Source organism: Massilia sp. YIM B02443 (genome assembly GCF_030411955.1).
GTDB lineage: Bacteria > Pseudomonadota > Gammaproteobacteria > Burkholderiales > Burkholderiaceae_D > Telluria.
Map to the genome: position 1 here is coordinate 48,929 of NZ_JASNRA010000005.1, position 17,652 is coordinate 66,580.

The 17,652-nt window shown below is 60.5% G+C and carries 18 protein-coding genes and 1 tRNA gene; 14 read left to right on the forward strand and 5 right to left on the reverse strand.

Annotated elements, in window-relative coordinates; genetic code table 11:
- Window positions 1-6 precede the first annotated feature (6 nt).
- The 14 genes from QPK27_RS07115 to imuA all read left to right on the forward strand — a co-directional run bounded on the left by QPK27_RS07115 (window position 7) and on the right by imuA (window position 12,627).
- Window positions 7-303, forward strand: a complete 297-nt coding sequence (locus QPK27_RS07115; protein ID WP_290417518.1) for a hypothetical protein — start codon at window positions 7-9, stop codon at window positions 301-303.
- On the forward strand, window positions 303-764 hold the full coding sequence (locus QPK27_RS07120; RefSeq protein WP_290417519.1) for a hypothetical protein: 462 nt from the start codon (window positions 303-305) through the stop codon (window positions 762-764). The genes QPK27_RS07115 and QPK27_RS07120 overlap by 1 nt, the downstream gene beginning before the upstream one ends.
- Window positions 748-894, forward strand: coding sequence for a hypothetical protein (locus tag QPK27_RS07125; protein ID WP_290417520.1), 147 nt, complete (start codon window positions 748-750; stop codon window positions 892-894). Before QPK27_RS07120 ends, QPK27_RS07125 begins: the two co-directional genes overlap by 17 nt.
- A 3-nt stretch (window positions 895-897) precedes the next feature.
- Entirely contained in the window at window positions 898-1,860 is a 963-nt protein-coding gene (locus QPK27_RS07130; protein WP_290417521.1) for a phage tail tube protein, read from the forward strand.
- Window positions 1,861-1,893: 33 nt separating this feature from the next.
- Complete coding sequence (locus tag QPK27_RS07135; RefSeq protein WP_290417522.1) at window positions 1,894-2,226, forward strand: hypothetical protein; 333 nt, start codon at window positions 1,894-1,896, stop codon at window positions 2,224-2,226.
- Window positions 2,227-2,234: 8 nt separating this feature from the next.
- The gene (locus QPK27_RS07140) at window positions 2,235-2,588 is read left to right on the forward strand and encodes a DUF1799 domain-containing protein (protein ID WP_290417523.1); all 354 of its coding nucleotides are present in this window, start codon (window positions 2,235-2,237) and stop codon (window positions 2,586-2,588) included.
- Between the two features lie 12 nt (window positions 2,589-2,600).
- A complete protein-coding gene (locus tag QPK27_RS07145) occupies window positions 2,601-7,613 on the forward strand; it encodes a DUF4214 domain-containing protein (protein WP_290417524.1) in 5,013 nt (1,670 codons plus the stop codon).
- Window positions 7,610-8,653 (forward strand): hypothetical protein, encoded by a 1,044-nt coding sequence (locus tag QPK27_RS07150; RefSeq protein WP_290417525.1) that lies wholly within the window; start codon window positions 7,610-7,612, stop codon window positions 8,651-8,653. Before QPK27_RS07145 ends, QPK27_RS07150 begins: the two co-directional genes overlap by 4 nt.
- Entirely contained in the window at window positions 8,653-9,651 is a 999-nt protein-coding gene (locus QPK27_RS07155; protein WP_290417526.1) for a hypothetical protein, read from the forward strand. Before QPK27_RS07150 ends, QPK27_RS07155 begins: the two co-directional genes overlap by 1 nt.
- Window positions 9,652-10,092, forward strand: a complete 441-nt coding sequence (locus QPK27_RS07160) for a DUF4376 domain-containing protein (RefSeq protein WP_290417527.1) — start codon at window positions 9,652-9,654, stop codon at window positions 10,090-10,092. It begins immediately after the preceding gene.
- Window positions 10,093-10,227: 135 nt separating this feature from the next.
- Entirely contained in the window at window positions 10,228-10,590 is a 363-nt protein-coding gene (locus QPK27_RS07165) for a phage holin family protein (RefSeq protein WP_290417528.1), read from the forward strand.
- The gene (locus tag QPK27_RS07170) at window positions 10,580-11,041 is read left to right on the forward strand and encodes a glycoside hydrolase family 73 protein (protein WP_290417529.1); all 462 of its coding nucleotides are present in this window, start codon (window positions 10,580-10,582) and stop codon (window positions 11,039-11,041) included. Before QPK27_RS07165 ends, QPK27_RS07170 begins: the two co-directional genes overlap by 11 nt.
- 96 nt (window positions 11,042-11,137) lie before the next feature.
- Entirely contained in the window at window positions 11,138-11,527 is a 390-nt protein-coding gene (locus tag QPK27_RS07175; RefSeq protein ID WP_290417530.1) for a DUF1353 domain-containing protein, read from the forward strand.
- Window positions 11,528-11,916: 389 nt separating this feature from the next.
- The gene (imuA, locus tag QPK27_RS07180) at window positions 11,917-12,627 is read left to right on the forward strand and encodes a translesion DNA synthesis-associated protein ImuA (protein ID WP_290417531.1); all 711 of its coding nucleotides are present in this window, start codon (window positions 11,917-11,919) and stop codon (window positions 12,625-12,627) included.
- Window positions 12,628-12,852: 225 nt separating this feature from the next.
- On the opposite strand, the gene QPK27_RS07185 is transcribed toward imuA, so the two are convergent.
- The 5 genes from QPK27_RS07185 to QPK27_RS07205 all read right to left on the reverse strand — a co-directional run bounded on the left by QPK27_RS07185 (window position 12,853) and on the right by QPK27_RS07205 (window position 17,530).
- Window positions 12,853-13,689, reverse strand: a complete 837-nt coding sequence (locus QPK27_RS07185; protein WP_290417532.1) for a hypothetical protein — start codon at window positions 13,687-13,689, stop codon at window positions 12,853-12,855.
- A 15-nt stretch (window positions 13,690-13,704) separates the two neighbouring features.
- Window positions 13,705-14,715 carry a site-specific integrase gene (locus QPK27_RS07190; RefSeq protein WP_290417533.1) on the reverse strand — a complete coding sequence of 337 codons (1,011 nt, stop codon included), beginning with the start codon at window positions 14,713-14,715 and terminating at the stop codon, window positions 13,705-13,707.
- A 172-nt stretch (window positions 14,716-14,887) separates the two neighbouring features.
- Window positions 14,888-14,972 (reverse strand) — tRNA-Leu (locus QPK27_RS07195).
- 125 nt (window positions 14,973-15,097) lie between these two features.
- Window positions 15,098-15,574: a hypothetical protein gene (locus QPK27_RS07200; protein ID WP_290417534.1), complete on the reverse strand. Its 477-nt coding sequence runs from the start codon at window positions 15,572-15,574 to the stop codon at window positions 15,098-15,100.
- A gap of 234 nt (window positions 15,575-15,808) precedes the next feature.
- The gene (locus QPK27_RS07205) at window positions 15,809-17,530 is read right to left on the reverse strand and encodes a glycosyltransferase family 39 protein (protein ID WP_290417535.1); all 1,722 of its coding nucleotides are present in this window, start codon (window positions 17,528-17,530) and stop codon (window positions 15,809-15,811) included.
- Between the last annotated feature and the right edge of the window lie 122 nt (window positions 17,531-17,652).

Here is a 17,652-nt window from a genome sequence, read left to right on the forward strand (position 1 = left end):
ATCGCCGTGCTGCCTTTTGCTAATCTCGAAGCGGTGGTCAACAGCCACGTGCTGAACCACCTGGCCAATGTCCAGGTGGTGATCGCCGGCGCAGTTGTGCCCGGGATCTTCCGCAAGCCTGCTGCGGAGACGCCACTGGGTATCGGCGCAGCATCTACGAGCCCAACGGTCAGCGTTGCATCGAACGCAGTGATGGCCGAACCGGTCGGTAAGCGGATCGAGATCGGTACTACGACGTATGTGATCGGTGATGCCGATCCTGATGGTACCGGCCTGACTGTGCTGACACTGGAGAAGGTGTGATGAAAACCTCGTTTTCGAAAGTGGTCAGCGCGGTCATCGCCGCATTGGCGGCCGAGCCGCCGGTTTGCAAAGCGATCTACCGTGCGCGCCAGGCGGCGATCCCGGCCCAGGACGAACAAGCGATCGTGGTCCAGTGGGAGCAAGCACTGCCAGCCGCTGGGACGCTGCAGGGCGCGCCGATCGACTGGTCGACGCGGCTGTCGGTCGAGTGCTATGCACGCAGTACTGACCCGAACGACAACGGCGACCAAGCGGTGGATCCGCTGCTCGCCAGTGTCTACGAGCGGCTGGCAGAGCAAGCAACGCTTGGCGGCATTGTCTTTGACCTGAATGTCGCCGGCATCCAGGTCGAGACCGCAGTGGACGGCGGTCGGACCGGCTGGGTTCGAATCGTCTACGACGCCTCCCACCGCACGTACGGCAATAACCTGAACGATCATGAACATGGAAAAGACAACTGACGAGCTGACCGAAGCTCGCGACATTCCCCCGCCGCCAGGCGGCGGCTCCTGGATCTTCGACGAAGACATCTGGGACTGGATCGACAACAACCCGAAGCCGGAAGCGGCTGACAAACAACCCCAGGAGTAAGCGATGCCCCGTCGTATCAAGAACACCATCGTGACCGCCAAGGTCGAAACGACCGTCGGCACCGACGCGGCACCAACTGGCGCGGCCAATGCCGTACTGGTGTCGGACGCCACGGTCACGCCGCTGGACGCCCAGTCGATCGACCGCGCGCTGATTCGCGGTTCCTTTGGCGGCAGCGAACAGCTGGTCGGCCCTGCCAGCGTCAAGCTGTCCTACTCGGTCGAGCTCGCCGGCTCGGGCGCGGCCGCCACTCCCCCGGCCTGGGGCGCGCTGCTGCAGGGCTGCGCCGTGGCCGAAGGCCTGCTGACCACGCCGGCGCGTGTCGAGTACACCCCGATCTCGTCCGGCCTGAAGACCCTCACCCAGTATTACTACGACGACGGCCTGGTGCACAAGCTCCTGGCCTCGATGGGCAACTGCACGCTGTCGGCCAAGGTCGGCGAGCGTCCGATGCTGCGCTTCGAATGGACTGGCCTGGACGGCGGTATCGTCGCGACGCCGAACCCGACGGGCACGTTCACCGCCTGGAAGAAACCGGTCGCGATGACCAAGGCCAACGTGATCGACATCACCTTCGGCGCGACGTATGCCGCCGGCGTCCTGACCGACGGCACCATCTACAACAGCACCGGCCTGGAGCTGAACTTCGGCAATACGGTCAACTTCACGCCGATGCTCAGTACCGAGGTGGTCGACATCGCCGACCGCCAGTCGACGGCGACCATGGAAGTGGAACTGACCGCAGCGCAGGAAGCTGCGCTGATGATGAAGGTCAAGGCGAACGAAACCCAAAGCCTCGGTTTCACCATTGGCACCGCGTCGGGCAACAAGGTCCTGATCTTCGCACCGGCAGTCCAGCTGACCAACCCGCGGAAGTCGGAACTCAACGGCAACCGCCTGATCGGCTTCGACCTGCGCCTGGTGCCGGTCAACGGAAACGACGAGTGGCGCATCGTCTGCCTGTAATAAAACCCTCCTATATCTGAAAGACAATCTGCTATGGCACTCAAGCTCGTCAAACGTAACAAGATCGCTGTCACTGTAAAGGGCACTCTGTCCGATGAGGACGGCAAGCCAGTTAAATTCGATTTCAAACTGCACTGCAAGCGCCTGACCCAGGATGAAATCGACAGCGCTATGAAGGATCGCAAGAGCGAAGTCAAGGGCTTCATCCGCGAAGTGGCCCAAGGCTGGGAAGGTGTGCTCGATGAAGTCGGAGCGCCGGTGCCGTTCTCTGCCGAGATCCTGGACGAGCAACTCAACGAAGCGGGCATGCCGGTGTTGATCATGCAGGCGTACCTTGAACAGGTGTCGGCCACCGCAAAAAACTGACCGAGGTCGTGCGCCTGCTGGCGCGCGGCCATATCGAGTTTGGCGACGACGAGCCCGAAGAAGTTGAAAGCCTCGACGAGGGGCTTGCCGCCTTCGGGCTGCATGTCGCTGGTGGGCTGGTAATTGATCACGACGAATACTGGCTCTGGCCGGAGAACGAAGAGGCGTTTGGAATGTGGCTTGCGCTCCAGACGCAGTGGAACGCGAGCATGGCCGGCGCGACCGGTCTGAACTACCCGGGAGTCGAAACTTGCTTGCGGATGCGCGGCTTGAAGAGGAAGCGCCGCCAGCACATGTTTTTACTCATCCAGATGATGGAACGCGCCTGCTTGGAAGAGTGGGCAAAAAAACGAAAACAGTAAGGAACCGAGATCATGGCATCGCCACGCGCGCTCATTGAAATGGTGGTTGACGGTGCTGCGGAAAGCCGCCGCCGGATCGAGACGGTCGGCGACGCTTTGCGTCGGATGAACAACGAGTCGCTCCAGCGTATCTCAGGCCAGATGAGCGATCTGACTGATCGCTATTCCAACCTCCAATCGACTATCGGCAACGTCGCAGGCTTCGCGGTTGCCGGCGTCTCGCTCGCGACGCTTGGCTCAAAGATAGGCGACGTCCTTGGTTCGATGGGCGAGTTGGATGATCTGTCGCAAAAAACGGGCACCAGCGTGGAAAGCCTTTCCAAAATCCAAAAAGTTGCGAAAGCATTTGGCGTCGATTTTGCTGGGAGCGTGGATCCGGCGTTGGTCAAATTTGCGCGCGGCCTTACAACGGTCGATGATAAGTCCAGTAAAACTGCCAAAGCTCTTGCAGCAATCGGGGTCTCTGCGAAAGATAGTGCTGGGAACTTGCGCGATCCTGGCAAAGTCATGGTTGAAGTAGCGAAGAGCCTCCAGAAATATCAGGATGGTGCTGGTAAGGCGGCCGTGGTTACCGATCTCTTCGGTAAGTCCGGCGCCGACCTCTTACCATTCTTTAACGATCTTGCAGATACAGTCGACGATTTTTCCGAAACATCGGGCGATGCAGTCGCGGCTGCGTCTGCGCTTCAGGATAAGTTCGGCAAACTTGGTGTTCAGACGGAAGAGGTGTTCACCGCTATTGTGAGCGCAGCGCTTCCAGCCTGCACATCTCTTGTAGACGGCTTCTCCGATGTGATTAAAGAACAGGATAAGCTTGTCGATAGCAAGAAGGTTGGAGGGTGGGCTGACAGCCTTGCCGTGGGATTCGCACGTGTCGCCGATGTAGCAGCGCTTGTTCCACGGGCCTTCTCGGCAATAGGGGGCAGCTTTGAAGCGGTAGGCGCTGACGTCAGCGTCATGCAGAAAATGCTTGAGGTTGCAAACCCAATTAATGCAGCCCGCATGCTGAGCCAGGGTAGAAGCCCAACAAAAGAGCTGCAGCAGGCGATAGCTGAGAGGAATCGCATTCTCGATGCGGCCAATCAAAAATATGATGACCTGTGGAATAAGCCTGCCAATCAATTTGAGCAGGCTGTATTAAAGCGAATCTCCAATCGGATCGCGGATGTCGCACCTCAGGAAGCTGCTAGCGACAGCAAGGGGACGCTGCGTTATCCGTCTGGGGGCGAGGCTAACGATACAAAAAAAGCAGCTGACGCCTACGCGAATCTAACCGCCGCTATCCAGGCAAAGATCACCGCTTCTAAACTCGAACTGAGTAGCGGTGTGGCTTTGGAGCCAAGTCAGCAGGAGCAACTCAGACTGACCGAACAGCTGGCTGGTCTCAAGGACAAGCTGACGCCGATCCAGCGTGCGAACGTCGAAAACATGATCCAGGAAAGTGTCACGCTACTCGAAGTGATCGAGTCCCAAAAGCGTGCCGCAGAAGGGCTGGAATCGTATAACAAGCTCCGCGAACAATACGATACCAACGCCGCCAAGGTCATCCAGGATGCAACCAACGAGGCGATCCAGAACGAACAGCTCGCACTGACCTACGGTAAAACGAAGGGCGCTGTCGAAGCGTTCGAGTTGGCCCGGCTGGAGGAGCAGCTCGCGCAGCGCTCGTCCAAGGGACTGACGCTCGATGAGATCACCAATCTGGAAAAGCTGATCGCCGTCAAGAAGCGTAGCGCAACCGCACTGGCCACGGTCGACAAGTTCGACGCTGGTAAGAAGGCTGCGGAAAGCTTGACCGAGTTTCTTGATCCGGCCAAGGCACAGTCGTTTGGTGAAGCCTTGCGTGAATCGCTGGGTGGCGCAGGCACAGCGCTCTCTGCACTGACCGCGACGCTCGACGGCTTTGGAAAACGCCAGGCGGAGATCGACAAACAGCGTGCGAATGCCGCCCTTGCATACAGCACTGGGCAGCGTACGGAAATGCAGAACATGCAGGACCTCGCACGCCTGAGCGAGATGGAAACCAAGAGCCGGCTGTCCGGCTATGGCGACATGGCCGGTGCAGCGGCGGGCTTCTTCGGTGAGCAGAGCCGCGGCTACCAGACGCTGATGACGGTGTCGAAGGTATTCCACGCGGCCGAGCTCGCGATGACGATGGCCGAGCTGGTGCCGAAGGGTATCGCCGCCGTCCTGAACCAGGGCAACGGCGACCCATACACCGCGTTCGGCCGCATGGCCGCGATGGGCGCGCTCGTGGCCGGCCTGGGTGTCGCCATCGGCGGCACGTCCGGCAGCGGCCCGAGCCTGTCCGAGTCCCGCCAGAAGCAGCAGGGCACCGGCACGGTCCTCGGTTCGGATGCCAAGTCCGGCTCGATCGCGCGCGCACTGGAGCAGATTGAGCAGTCGACCCTGGACAACCTGGGTGTCAGCAACGATATGCTGATCTCGCTGCGCAACATCGAATCCGAGATCGGCCAGTTCGCCTCGCTTCTGGTGCGCACCACCGGCGTGACGGGCGACTTCGGCAAGGACATGGAGAAGAGCGTCTTCGACTCGAAGGCGATCGGTATCGGCGGCGCTGCAGCCGGCGGTATCGCTGGCGCAGCTGCCGGCGCGTACGTCGGCATGGGCACCAGCTACATCGGCGCCATGTTGGGCGGCCCGGTCGGCATGGCACTTGGTGCCGCGCTGGGCGCGATCATCGGCAAGACCTTCGTCGGCAAAGCGCTGGGCAGCATCTTCGGCGGCAAGCAAACCGTCGAGGACACCGGCTTCTCCGTCGACAAGACGGACTTCCGCAGCATCTTCGCCGGCGGCCTGAACGCCATGCAGTACGCCGACATCAAGAAGGACGGCGGCTGGTTCAGCAGCGATAAGAAGAGCACGGCCACGCAGGGCCTGGGCGAGGAGGGCAACCGCCAGATCTCCAGCGTCCTAACGTCGCTGTACGACACGGTGTACGAGGCCGGCCAGATGCTCGGCTTTGGCGCCGACACGTTCAACGCGCAGCTGAGCAGCTTCGTGGTCGATATCGGCAAGGTCAGCCTGAAAGGTCTGTCCGACGACGAGATCCAGGAAGAGCTGGAGGGCGTGTTCTCCAAGGTGGGTGACGACCTGGCTAAGTTCGGCGTCGCCGGCCTGGACCAGTTCCAGAAAGTGGGGGAGGGCTACCTTGAGACGCTGGCCCGCGTGGCGACCAACTACACCACCCTGGACGCCATCATGGCGTCAATCGGCACTACCTTTGGCGCCACCGGCATGGAAAGCCTCGCAGCACGCGAGCGCTTGATCGGCATGGCCGGCGGTATCAGCGAGCTCGCACAGCAGACTTCCGCCTTCTCGAAGGACTTTCTTACCGAGGCTCAGCGCCTGGCGCCGGTGCAGCAGTACGTGACCAGCCAGCTGGCTGCGATGGGCTTGGCCTCGGTCGACACGCGCGATGAGTTCAGGGACGTCGTGCTGGGAATGGACCGGACCACCGAGGCCGGCGCGAAGCAGTTCACCGTGTTGATGAGCCTCGCCGAAGCATTCGCCCAGGTGTACCCAGCTGCGGAAGAAACCAGCAAGTCGATGCAAGAGGTGGCCGATGAGCAGCGCAGTCTGCAGGACCAGATTGACCAGCTGACCATGACGCGTGCACAGCTGCTCGAGAAAGAACGTAATGCGGTGGCTGAAGCGAATCGTCCGATGTGGGACCGCCTGCAGGCGCTGATGGCAGAGACGGCCGCCGTCCAGGCCGCGAAAGACGCGGCCGAAGGATTGCTGAGCGGCGTCGATGCCACGTTCGGTACGCTACAACGCGTTGTCGATCGTGAACGGGCGGTGCTGCAGTCGCAGGTGCAAAGCCATACCGAGGCGGCCAATAAGCTGCGTGCGGTGTCCTCCAGCCTGCGCAGCACGATCGACGGCATGCGCGGGCCGGGTAACGAGGCCGCTGATCGTGCTCGCGCCCAGAGTGACCTGAGTACATTCGTAGCGATCGCACGCGCCGGTGGCGTGTTCCCTGATTCGGAGAAGCTGCAGGCGACCCTGAGCATCCTGTCTCAGGACGCAAGCGAACAGTTCGAGACGTTTGCTGACTACCAGCGGGATCTGTATCGCACCCGTAACAGCATGGCAGACCTGGCCGATTTGTCGGACGCTGCACTGTCGACTGAAGAACGTGCCCTCAAAACGCTGGAGGAGCAGCTCGACGTGTACGACCAGATGCTCAAGCGGCATCAGGAGCAAGTCGAGCTCCTGAAAGGGCAGAGCGTCACCGGGCTGTCGATTCTGGATGCGATCCGCGCATTGCAGGGCTCGATCCTGGCGGCGCAAAACAATCCGATGGTCGCCGCCACTTCGGCAATCAATAACGCCTACCAGACGCACCTCGGCCGTGCGCCAGACGCGGCCGGCTTCGAGTGGTGGAAGAACGCCGCGGCCGGTGGCGCACCTGTATCGCAGATCGTTGACGGCATCGCCAACTCGGCCGAGGCCGACCTTCGCAAGCTCTATCAAAGCGCATTGGGCCGCGCGCCGGATGCTGAGGGTCTTGCGTATTGGATGAATGCGTTCGGACCGACAATGGATGCTGCTGAGCGCGCGGAGTTTCTCAAAGGGGCGACGCCGGAACTAGCTGCCATCGGCTCGGGTAGCCAGGAAGATTTCCTAAAGCAGAAAGGAGTCACTACTGGTTCCAGCCTGGCACTGCGCGGAATCCCTGGCTTTGCTACCGGTGGAGACCATAGCGGTGGCTGGCGGATCGTGGGTGAGAACGGCCCGGAGCTGGAGGCAACAGGCCCATCGCGCATCTTCAATGCTACTCAGACCAATGAACTGATGGGGCGGCTGATGCAGCCGACCAGTGGCAGCGATGCATTGGTAGCGGAGGTCCGCGCGCTACGTGCCGAAGTGGCAGCGCTGCGTGAAGCCAACAGCGCTGAGAACCGCGCCATCGCCGGCGGCGCACAAGCTGCGGCTGAGCATTTGGACGCGGCGATCAATGGCGACAAGCCTCTTGCAATGAAAGTGATTCCAGCATGATCATCGTTGACCCGGCAACACTGGGTACCGTGACGTGTACGCGCGCTGCCCCAGCTCCGTACTACGATCGCAACGGCGTGCAGCAGATGGCGCCTGCCAACACGCTGCGCGTCACCTATGACCCGGCAGATCTGAGCAAGGCACCCTACGTCCTGCTCGACGCCGGCGAAGTGATCGGTGCAGGTGCAGGCCTCGTGTATTCGAACGTGCCCATAACCGAGCTGGCTTACAGCTTCGCGGCAACCTTCGCCAAGGATGCTTTGGTGTATGAGCCGAGCACGGAGAAGGTCTTCCAGTCGCTGATCGCGAACAACACCGGTAAGGCGCTGACTGATACCACCGCTTGGACACCCCGCGGCGTTACCAACCGGCGCAAGATGCTCGACGAGTACAACAACACGCAGACCGAGTTTCCCGACGAAATCATCCTGGTGGTATCGCCTGAAGCAATCTGCCAGGGGATGTACTTGGGGAACGTATTCGCTGATGAGATTCGCATCAGCGTGGTCGACCAGGTGGAAGGGCTTGTCTATAGCGAGACCGCCGAACTTGTCGAGTCCACGTCCGGTAGCTCGTTCTTCAACTGGTGTTTCAAGCGGATCCGCCGCAAGGACTTCTTCGGCACGCTGAAGATGCCGGTGTACGCAAACGCGCTGATCACGATCTGCATACGCAAGATCGGTGGCATCGCGAAGTGCGGCATGGCCGGGGTTGGTCCGGTTGATGACTTCGGTCCGACGTTGCTTGGCTTGTCGACCGAGGGCAAGGATTACTCGAGCACGACTTTCAATTTTGACGGCACAAGCAACACGGTGATCCGCCCATATGCCAAGAGGATGTCCTGCGACGTTAGCGTCGACAACGACCAGATCGAGTATTTGCAGGGCCGCTTGTTCGAGCGCCGCCAGCGAATGCTGTTCTGGTTCGGCGGCGGGCCTGGCGGCTCGACGGTTGTCGCTGGCCGGTACGGCAGCTTCAAAGTCGTTTTCCAATATCAGATGAAATCACTCATGAGTTTAACTATTGAAGGAGCCGTTTAATGGCTGGCATTACTACATTCTTGGACGAATCGCAGATGCCGAACCGGACGCAAGAACAGAAGGTGTTCGATAACCTTCTGGCTTATGTGTTCCAGAATTTCCCCAAGTGGGGTCGTGAAGTCAACGACACGCTCGGTGCGATGAATGCTTTGCAGGCTGGTGGTGCATACGCGCTGCCCTATATTTTTGATACCGCGACTTCCGATGTAGACCCGGGAGCTGGCAAGCTGCGCTTGTCGAGCGCTACGCAAAACGCGGCCACGGTCATGCGCTTGGACCTCACTGCGGGCGGTCAGGACTACACCACGCTCCTCGATACCATGGACTCATCGACCAGCGTGATCAAGGGCACAATTCGATTGGTGAAGCAGGGCGACCATAGCAAGTGGATGACGTTTGACGTTACCGCGCGCGCGGCGCCATCCGGCTATCGCAACCTGACGGTCGTGTGCACGGACAGCAGCTCGGCCAGCCCATTCGTGAAAGATGACCTCCTGCTCCTGTTTTTCCAGCGCAGCGGCGACAAAGGCGAAATCGGCGTCAGCGGGATGGTTCCGCTCGCATCAGTAACAATCGCGTCGGCAGTAGCGAGTATCGATTTCCTGAACATCTTCAGCGCGCTTTACGATAAATATACTATTGAAGTCCAAGGGCTTACAAATAATGGTTCGCCAGAAGTTTCATTGCTACAGTTGGCTTTTGGAGGTGTTGCTCGAACAAGCGGATATACCAACGTAAATGTTATTAATGCGGGATCTCCGTCCACTGGTGTGATGGTGGGTTATTCCACCCAAGTAACGGGGGTTGTTGAGGTAAGAAATGTAAATGGCTCGCTCAAGATGCTTGAATCTCGCATGTGTGATTCGGCTCTTCCTGGGCGATTGTCGATCGGAACCATCGCCACGACTACTCCTGCTAGCGGGTTTCGAATCATCCCGCCCCCCGGATTTTCTTTCACCAGCGGAGTTATCCGCATCTATGGAAATAGGAATACTTAAATGGCAGTCCAAGTAATGGTAGACGGCGTCATCCGCGATGCCACCCCCGATGAACTGGGTGAGATCGTAGGGCGAAGCAACGGCAACATCAAGGCACTGAAAGTAGCCAAGAACGAACAGATCAATGGATGGCGTTCCGCCGCTAACACGTCAACCTTTGCACATGCCGATAAGCATTTTGATTGCGATGCACTCTCGCGCTCGGACATTGACGGCGTGGCTAATCACATCGGTCTGTTTGGAGATTTTCCTACTGGGTTCCCTGGCATGTGGAAGGCTGCTGACAATACGATGCTGCCAGTACCGGACGTAGATGCATTCCGCGCGCTGTACGCCTCGATGACAGCTCAGGGCGCTGCGAACTTCATGCGTTCGCAAGTCCTAAAAGCTCAGCTGGAAAACGCCAGCACGGCGGAAGAGATCGCAGCTATCACCTGGTGATTCAAGCTGGTCGCTTCTGCCTCGGCCTGCTCAGCAATCAGTCTCATCCTTCCGAGAAATGAGACGGGCTCAGCGTGAAACTGTGTGCTTCCCCGGCTTCTTGGCCGGGCCTACAGTCCACGCTGAAAGTCCATCATGAACCATTCCCCGCCAACTGGCGGTTTCGACTACGACACCCTCATCAACTGGGCGCTGCTCATCGCTCTGTCGCTATGGGGCGGCTGGGCGAGCTTCGTGCGCAAGATGCGCGAGGGTCACGCGCGGGCCTGGAACATCACCGAGCTCGTCGGGGAGCTCGTCATCGCAGGCTTCACCGGCATCGTAACCGCGCACTTGTGCGATGCCATTCCGAGCTTCCCCGTCTCGCTTAAATACGCATTCGTCGGCATTGCAGCGCACATGGGATCGCGTGCCCTGTTCAGGTTCGAGGCGATGATGAACGCCCGCCTGAATCTGCCTGTCGATGTCCAGAAGAAGGAAGACGACCATGCCTCCTAGCGCCTTCATCAACCTGCTGCTGCCGGCCGCGCAGCGCGTGCACCGCGAGCACGGCATTCCGGCGTCGGTCACGATCGCCCAGGGCGCGCTTGAATCGGGCTGGGGCGCCCGCGCACCGGGCAACAACCTGTTCGGGATCAAGGCCGACCCCGCCTGGAAGGGCAAGACGGTCGACATCCGGACGCACGAATACGTCGCCGGAAGGCGCGTCGACATCGTCGCCAAGTTCCGCGCCTACGCCAGCATCGACGACTGCATTGCTGACCGCGCGCGCTTCCTGAAAGCGAACCCACGCTACGCGCCTTGCTTCCGCGAGGTCACCGGCGAGGCATGGGCGCGCGCGCTGCAGAAAGCCGGCTACGCGACCGACCCGAAGTACGCCGAAAGCCTGATCGCGGTCATGCGCGGCCGGAACATGTCCCAGTACGACAACCTGAAAGGCAAGCCATGAAGAAGATCGCCCTGCTCGCCCTGATGCTGGCCCAGGTCGGCTGCTCAAACCTGGCCCTGCAGTGCAGCGGCACCTACACTGGCGACGAGGTGCGCAATGTCGAACGGAAGTAGCGAGTTCCTGACCAAGCTGCGCGACGAGCGCGTGTCGCTCTTCACCAAGGACCGCGTGCTGCTGGCACCGCTGGCGTACTACTCGGCGCTGCTGGCCGACGTGGTGCTGGTGCCGGCCGGCTTCGTCACCGACTATGCCAGTGTGCCGCGTGCGCCGCTCACCTACTGGCTGTTCGGCGGCGTCGGCGACGAGGCGGCGGTGGTGCATGATCACCTCTACGAAACCGGCATCGTGCCGCGCGACGTGGCGGACGCGGTCTACGGCGAAGCGCTCGAGGCCTGTGGCGTGCCCGCCTGGCGCCGCGGCCCGATGGTGCTGGCGGTACGGCTGTTCGGCGCTGGCCGATATTTGCCGGCGGCAGTGGCGTCGTGATCGAGTTTCACGTGCTCACGCCGCGCGGCTCGGTCCATCTATTCTCGGTCGACGGTGGGAGGGTTGTCCCGTCCGCCCCAGATCCTGGTGAGCCGCTGGCCCCGGGTCGACCGTGCTCCGCTGCCGTCACCCCGGCGGGGGCCGAGCTCCAAGATCACGCGCCGCACTATGCTGAGTGATACGTTCCGCTCATGCAGATAACAGACTGCCGGGTACATGCCGAACACGTCGGCGATGTTCGCGGCCAGGTCTATATACACAGCTGTGAGGCGGTCGGTTCGCGCATCCATCCGGCAATTGTCACGGAATTGGCCGACATCCAATTTGAGCTAGATCAAATAGCAATGCTGCTATACTGTATAAACATACAGTATTCCCGTTAGGCAACTATGACAAGCTCAGCAGCAACATTAGATCCCGAACAGGTTCACCCAGCCCTCTGGCGCGCATCGCAGCTGGCGCGCAATCACACGCGCTGTGTCGACACCGGGCACCTCAGCTTGTCGCATCAGCTACCTGGCGGCGGCTGGCCAACTGGAACAATGGTCGACCTGCACGTGCAACAGCCCGGGATAGGCGAAGTGCGGTTGCTGGCACCGGCGCTGAGCGCGTCCGCCGATCGCAAGATTGTGATGCTGCAGCCGCCGCACGCGCCCCAGGCGTTGGCCCTGGCCGCGATGGGCATCGAGCCGTCGCAGGTGCTGTGGCTACGCGCCACTCGCACGGCGGACATGCTATGGGCGGCTGAACAGGTGTTGAAAAGCGGAAGCTGCGGCGCGTTGCTGTTTTGGCAGACCCAGATCCGCAACGAAAGTCTTCGGCGCCTGTGCCTGGCCGCGCAGGCCGGCGAGACCTTGTTCTTCATGATGCGGCCGCTGGCCGCCGCCCGGGATCCGTCGCCGGCGCCGCTGCGCCTGGCGCTACGCCCGCGCGCTGGTGGACTTGAGGTCGACTTCGTCAAGCGGCGCGGGCCGCAGCGCAACGAGCCGCTGTTCCTGCCGATGACAGTTGGCCCAGCCCGGCATCAGCCTCAGCTCCAGCCGCACTACGCTCCCCCGGCGCCGATCGAGGAGCCGACGTCATTCTCGGTCGCCCATTAGGCCGCGCTCACGGTCGCGCGGCGGCGTTGATCGGCGCGCCGGCCGTCTTCTTCCAGACGCAAAAAAGCCACCTCAAGGGTGGCTTCGTCGTTTCGGTTCGTTTGAAAATCCCTGAACCCGTTGAAATTTCTTTGGCGTAGGTTTTGGCGTAACTCTTGCAAAAGTTTAGTTATCGCCATAGGGGAAGGGACCTCTGCATCATGAGTATATTCTCTGCTTGGCGAGCTAAGGGTTTTTGATCATGGGAAGATATTCAGTAATCACAGAATTCGCCTCGCTACTTATGAAAAGCGTAGGTTTGAATAGCGAACTTATATCAGATACTGTTTTTGATAGGAAAGCGACAGCATAGATTATTCCGATATAAGCATCTCGATAAATACGATGATTCCCGGTAACGCGTAAATCTGATTGATGAATTGCAAAGCTGAATGTGTGAACATGTTGAGAGAGCATTTGATTCGCATGGCGATAGTGATCGTCATTGATATCGGAAATTTTGTTTCTCTCCTGTTGGGTCAGATGAAACGGCGGAGAATTTTTTAAAAGGTAGTTTTGAGTTTTTGGATCAAGCGAAAGGAAGAAAGAGGATGTTTTTAATTCGCTAACAGCACGACTCTGCCATCGGATTATCTCATCTGTAGGAGCTCCATCGCGGTGCAACAGACGGTACATTTGGATTCGACGATCTGCATCGTTGACCCTCCAGAGACATATTCGAAATGTCCTTTCATCATTCGATACGGGATGCAGAGCGATGTAAGCCAATGAGTCATAGGCTTCCATTATGCATCTTGAGAGCGCCGCAAATGAACTGATATCCCAATACTCTCCAGGTTCTTGCCTTGCATTCGGGAGTAACTTGCGTAAGCTTAATCCGTGCCCCAACTGTTTCATAAAAATTGATAGGCAGTACTGCAGCCAAAGTTCGTTTTCCTTGGGAGGCGGTATTTCCCCCCAAAGCTTTATCCCCTCGTTGATAATAATTATGAGGTCCTCGCGGGTCTTGAAAAACATTGTTTCATGCAAGGCTTGTTCGGTATCTCCGCTGGTATTTAGCATTGACATCTTTCCAGTTTAATCGAGGCGTGCGGCCATCGTTTCCGCACTCTCGTTATAGTACACCTGCAGCTGACGCAAGTCCTTATGGCCTACCATGCGCGCAAGATCGAGCACATTGAGCTTCTTCGCAAGCCTTGTGATAGCGAGATGGCGGGTGTCATGGAAGGTGCCATCCTCGACCATTGCGCGCAACTTGGCTTTACGAAATAGTGCATCAAGCGAGGGCCCAGAGAGCGCAAAGACTGTTTCCCCGGCAGGGACTTCAGGAAGTAGAGCGAGCAGCTCCAAGGCGCGACGGGACAGAGGAACAGCGCGCTTGGTACCATTCTTTGTTTGTTGAAGCGTAGCCGTGCGCCCAATGATATCCCCCGCTGTAAGCCGGCAGATCTCGCCAGCACGCATAGCTGTCTCGATCGCGAACAGAAACGCGATGGCCGTACGTTGATAGCCTGTAGCTGCCAGTTCGGGCTGCGCCTGGTCGAAGCCAAGAGCAAGACAGATTCGCTCGATCTCGTCATCGCTGTAAAGGCGATCGCGTGGGGGCGGATCAGCTGGCCGGCGAACATCAGTCGTCGGCGAAATCGCGATCCACTTCCATTCCTTCATAGCCGCGGCAAACACGTGCGAAAGCAAGTTGAGATCTCGGTTGACCGACGAGCCAAGCACCTTGTCGACGTTGAGCCTGTAGTCTCGCCACTTCCCAAGCACGTTCGACGTAATGTCGACGAGCTTCATATCCTGAAGGGCAATGCCATCGATTACAGTGCGGCCGATAGCATTCATCCGCAGGATTTCTTGGCGATGTCCGCGCTTGTGGATGGAGACTTCTTTCTCGTAGCGTCGGAATGCGTCGTCCAGAGTCTTGCTCTTCTGGATGCCTAAGGCGACGCCCTCACGGATCTCAGTCTCTCGTTTTGCTGCCCAGGCCGCCGCTTCGGCCTTCGTGTTGAAAGTTTTAGACTCACGCACGCCAAGAGTCGCAAGCTGCGCTCGCCACATGCCGTCCCGCTTCGCTATTGATGCCATGCCATCCTCAGATCGTTATGGCGTAATTATGGCGTAAAAATGGCGTAACTGATCCAGTTGAAAGGCGGTAATAGGTGGGATTTTGTACAGTATTAGAACCGCGCCTAGAGGCGCTAAGTACTTGAAACTACAGAAGAAACTGCAAGATGCGGGGTAATGCGCTGCTAGTAGGTGGTGCCTCCGGCCGGAATCGAACCGGCACGCCTTACGGCGCTTGATTTTGAGTCAAGTGCGTCTACCAATTCCGCCACAGAGGCCCAATAGCAGGGGCGCATCTTAGCACATGCCGCGCCCAACTGACCAGTGCGCGAGCGTGCGGCGTCAAAGGCGGCGCCGGGTGACCGCTGTGGACGATGCTCGCCGGCGCATCAGACCAGCCGATTCAGCAGGCGATGCGGTGCTGCAGCAGCCGTAAACAGCCGACCGGGCCGACCACCTCCAGCGCATGCGGCTGCACCGCCACCGTGATCGCGCCTTCCTGGCCGCGCAGCCAGGGGCGCGGGCGGAAGTAGCGGATGCCGCCATTGTCGCTGGCGCTGCTATTGCTGCGGCGGTAACCCAGGCCACCCAGCGCTTCGTCGAGCGTGCCCAGCATGTAGTGGGCGTCGAAGCGGGTGCGCATCTCGAAACGGCCCGGCCCCAGCATCCACACCGGCAGCACGGCGCCGATCAAGGCCGGCAGCACGATGTAGGTGAGCGGGGTGTCGGGATCGATCAGGTGCAGCACACCCACCAGCAGCGGCAAGCCGGCGAGCAGGGTCAGCGCCCACGGCAGCGACTGGCGCCAGGTCTGCACCTGGCGCAGGAAGCCGGGCTGCTGTTGAATGCGCACAATTTCTGAAAACGTCACGCTTTTCATGGTGGTCTCCTTGCAGCGCTGATGCAGCAAGTCCGGGGAGGGAGGGGGCGGCAACATGATTATTGTGACGACCACGCTCCAGCCTGGATTGCGTCTGCTCAAACGCATTCGTTGGAGATAGGTTCTCACAACGGGATCACAAGCCGCGCACGTGTGAATTTGACATGTTTTGCCAGTCTCCAAAAGCAACAAGCCGCACGAAGGCGGCTTGTCGGGGCGGGGTGAGAGCTGGCGTCAGCGCGTGCGGCGGAACAGGCGGAAGCGCTCGTCGCGGTCGGAGGCGCGCCGGCCTTCCCACAGCGGCACCGGGTTGCGCACGCCATACGCACGCAGCAGGGCGCGTTCGTTCTTGCTGCGCACGCTGTCCTGCAGCAGCACGTAGTCGCAGTTGCCGCCGGCCAGGCTGACGAAGGGCAGGCGGCCGTAGAAGGCCAGCGAGGCGCGCTGGGCCGGGCCGACGTTGGTCGCCAGGCAGCGCGCGTCGGCCGGCAGGCGCGCCGCGACCTGCTGCGCCACGCCGGCGTAGCTCTTGCCGTAGTTCAGGTCCGGCAGGAACAGCGTCATCAACAGCACCCACAGCAGGATCAGGCCGCCGGACGACAGCACCACGGCGCGCCACAGCACCGCCGGCTGGCGCGACAGGCGCCAGTGCACCAGCATGATCCAGCCGACGCTGGTGGCGGCCGCCACCGTGAAGGCGACGATGCCGATCTCGGGCACGAAGCCGGGCACCAGCTTGAGGGCGTTGTGCGCCAGCTGGGCCGGCCAGCCGGTGAGCTTGGCGATCCAGAACAGCCAGACGATGGCGCCCAGCATGGTCAGCACCATCACCGAGAACCAGTCGATGGCATTGATCGCGCCGCGCTTCATGGTCGGCAGGCCGAACGCGGCCATCAGGGCCAGCGGCGGCAGCATCTTGAGGAAGTCGCTGTTTTCCGGAATCGGGTCGGCCAGCAGCTGCAGGCTGAGGGCCAGGAAGAAGAACACCGGCAGCACGATGTGCAGCATCTGCTGCTGGCGGCGCCAGGCCCAGATCGCCCACAGGGCGAACGGCCAGGCCGGCCAGAAGAACCAGACGCCGATGCGGAAGAAGGTCTTCACGGCGGTCCAGCCCGGCAGACCGAACTGTTCCCCGTTCCAGGTCAGCCAGTCGGCGATCGGGGACAGGCCGTAGGGCTGCACCAGCAGCGAAGGCAGGATCCAGACCAGGGTCAGGCCGAACGCCACCGCCAGTGCGATGCCCATGTGGCGCAGCGCGGCCGGCGCCGGCAGGTTCAGGTAGCGGGTGCAGGCGAACAGGGCGATCACCAGCACCAGCGGCGGCAGGAAGCCTTGCGTCAGGGTCAGGGCGCCGAGCGACAGGCCGACCAGCACCGCGTTGCGCTTGCCGGCGTGCTCGACGTAGCGCACCGCGCGGTACAGGAAATAGGCCAGCAGCGCGCCCTGCAGGGTGGCGGGCAGGGTCAGGTGGCTTTGCAGCAGCAGGCCCAGGCTGCCGAGGTAGATCAGGACCGCGGTGTCGCCCAGGGTGCGGCCATAGTCGTTCGGTTCGGGCTGGCCGCCGAAGGCCAGGCGCAGCGGCTGCGCCTCGGCGCGCCGGCCCAGGTGGAAGGCGGTGTACCACAGCGACACGGTGCCGAGCGCGAAGATGGCGACGGTGGACATGCGCGCGGCCAGCACGTCGCCCAGGATCCAGCCGAACAGCTTGATGCAGATGGCGCCCAGCCAGAACGCCAGCGGGCCTTCGTCGACATTGGCCAGGCCGGCGATGTTCGGGTACAGCCAGTCGTCCAGGCCGCCGTGCGCCATGGTCCACATGATGCCGAAGCTGCCCGCGTCTTCCTTCCACAGGTCGCGGCCGATGATGCCGGGCAGGATGTACAGCATGCCCAGGGCGAGCAGGGCCCAGCGGGGCAGCGCCAGGGTGGCGGCGGCGGGAAGACGGACTGGTTTCATCGATAAGTCTGACGGCAGAAAATGAGCGCGTAGTATAGCCGCGTAGTATAGCTGCGAAAAAAAAGAAGCCGGCGAACCGGCTTCTTTTGGGGAAGGCCGCAGCGGCAGGCGCTGCGGGCTTC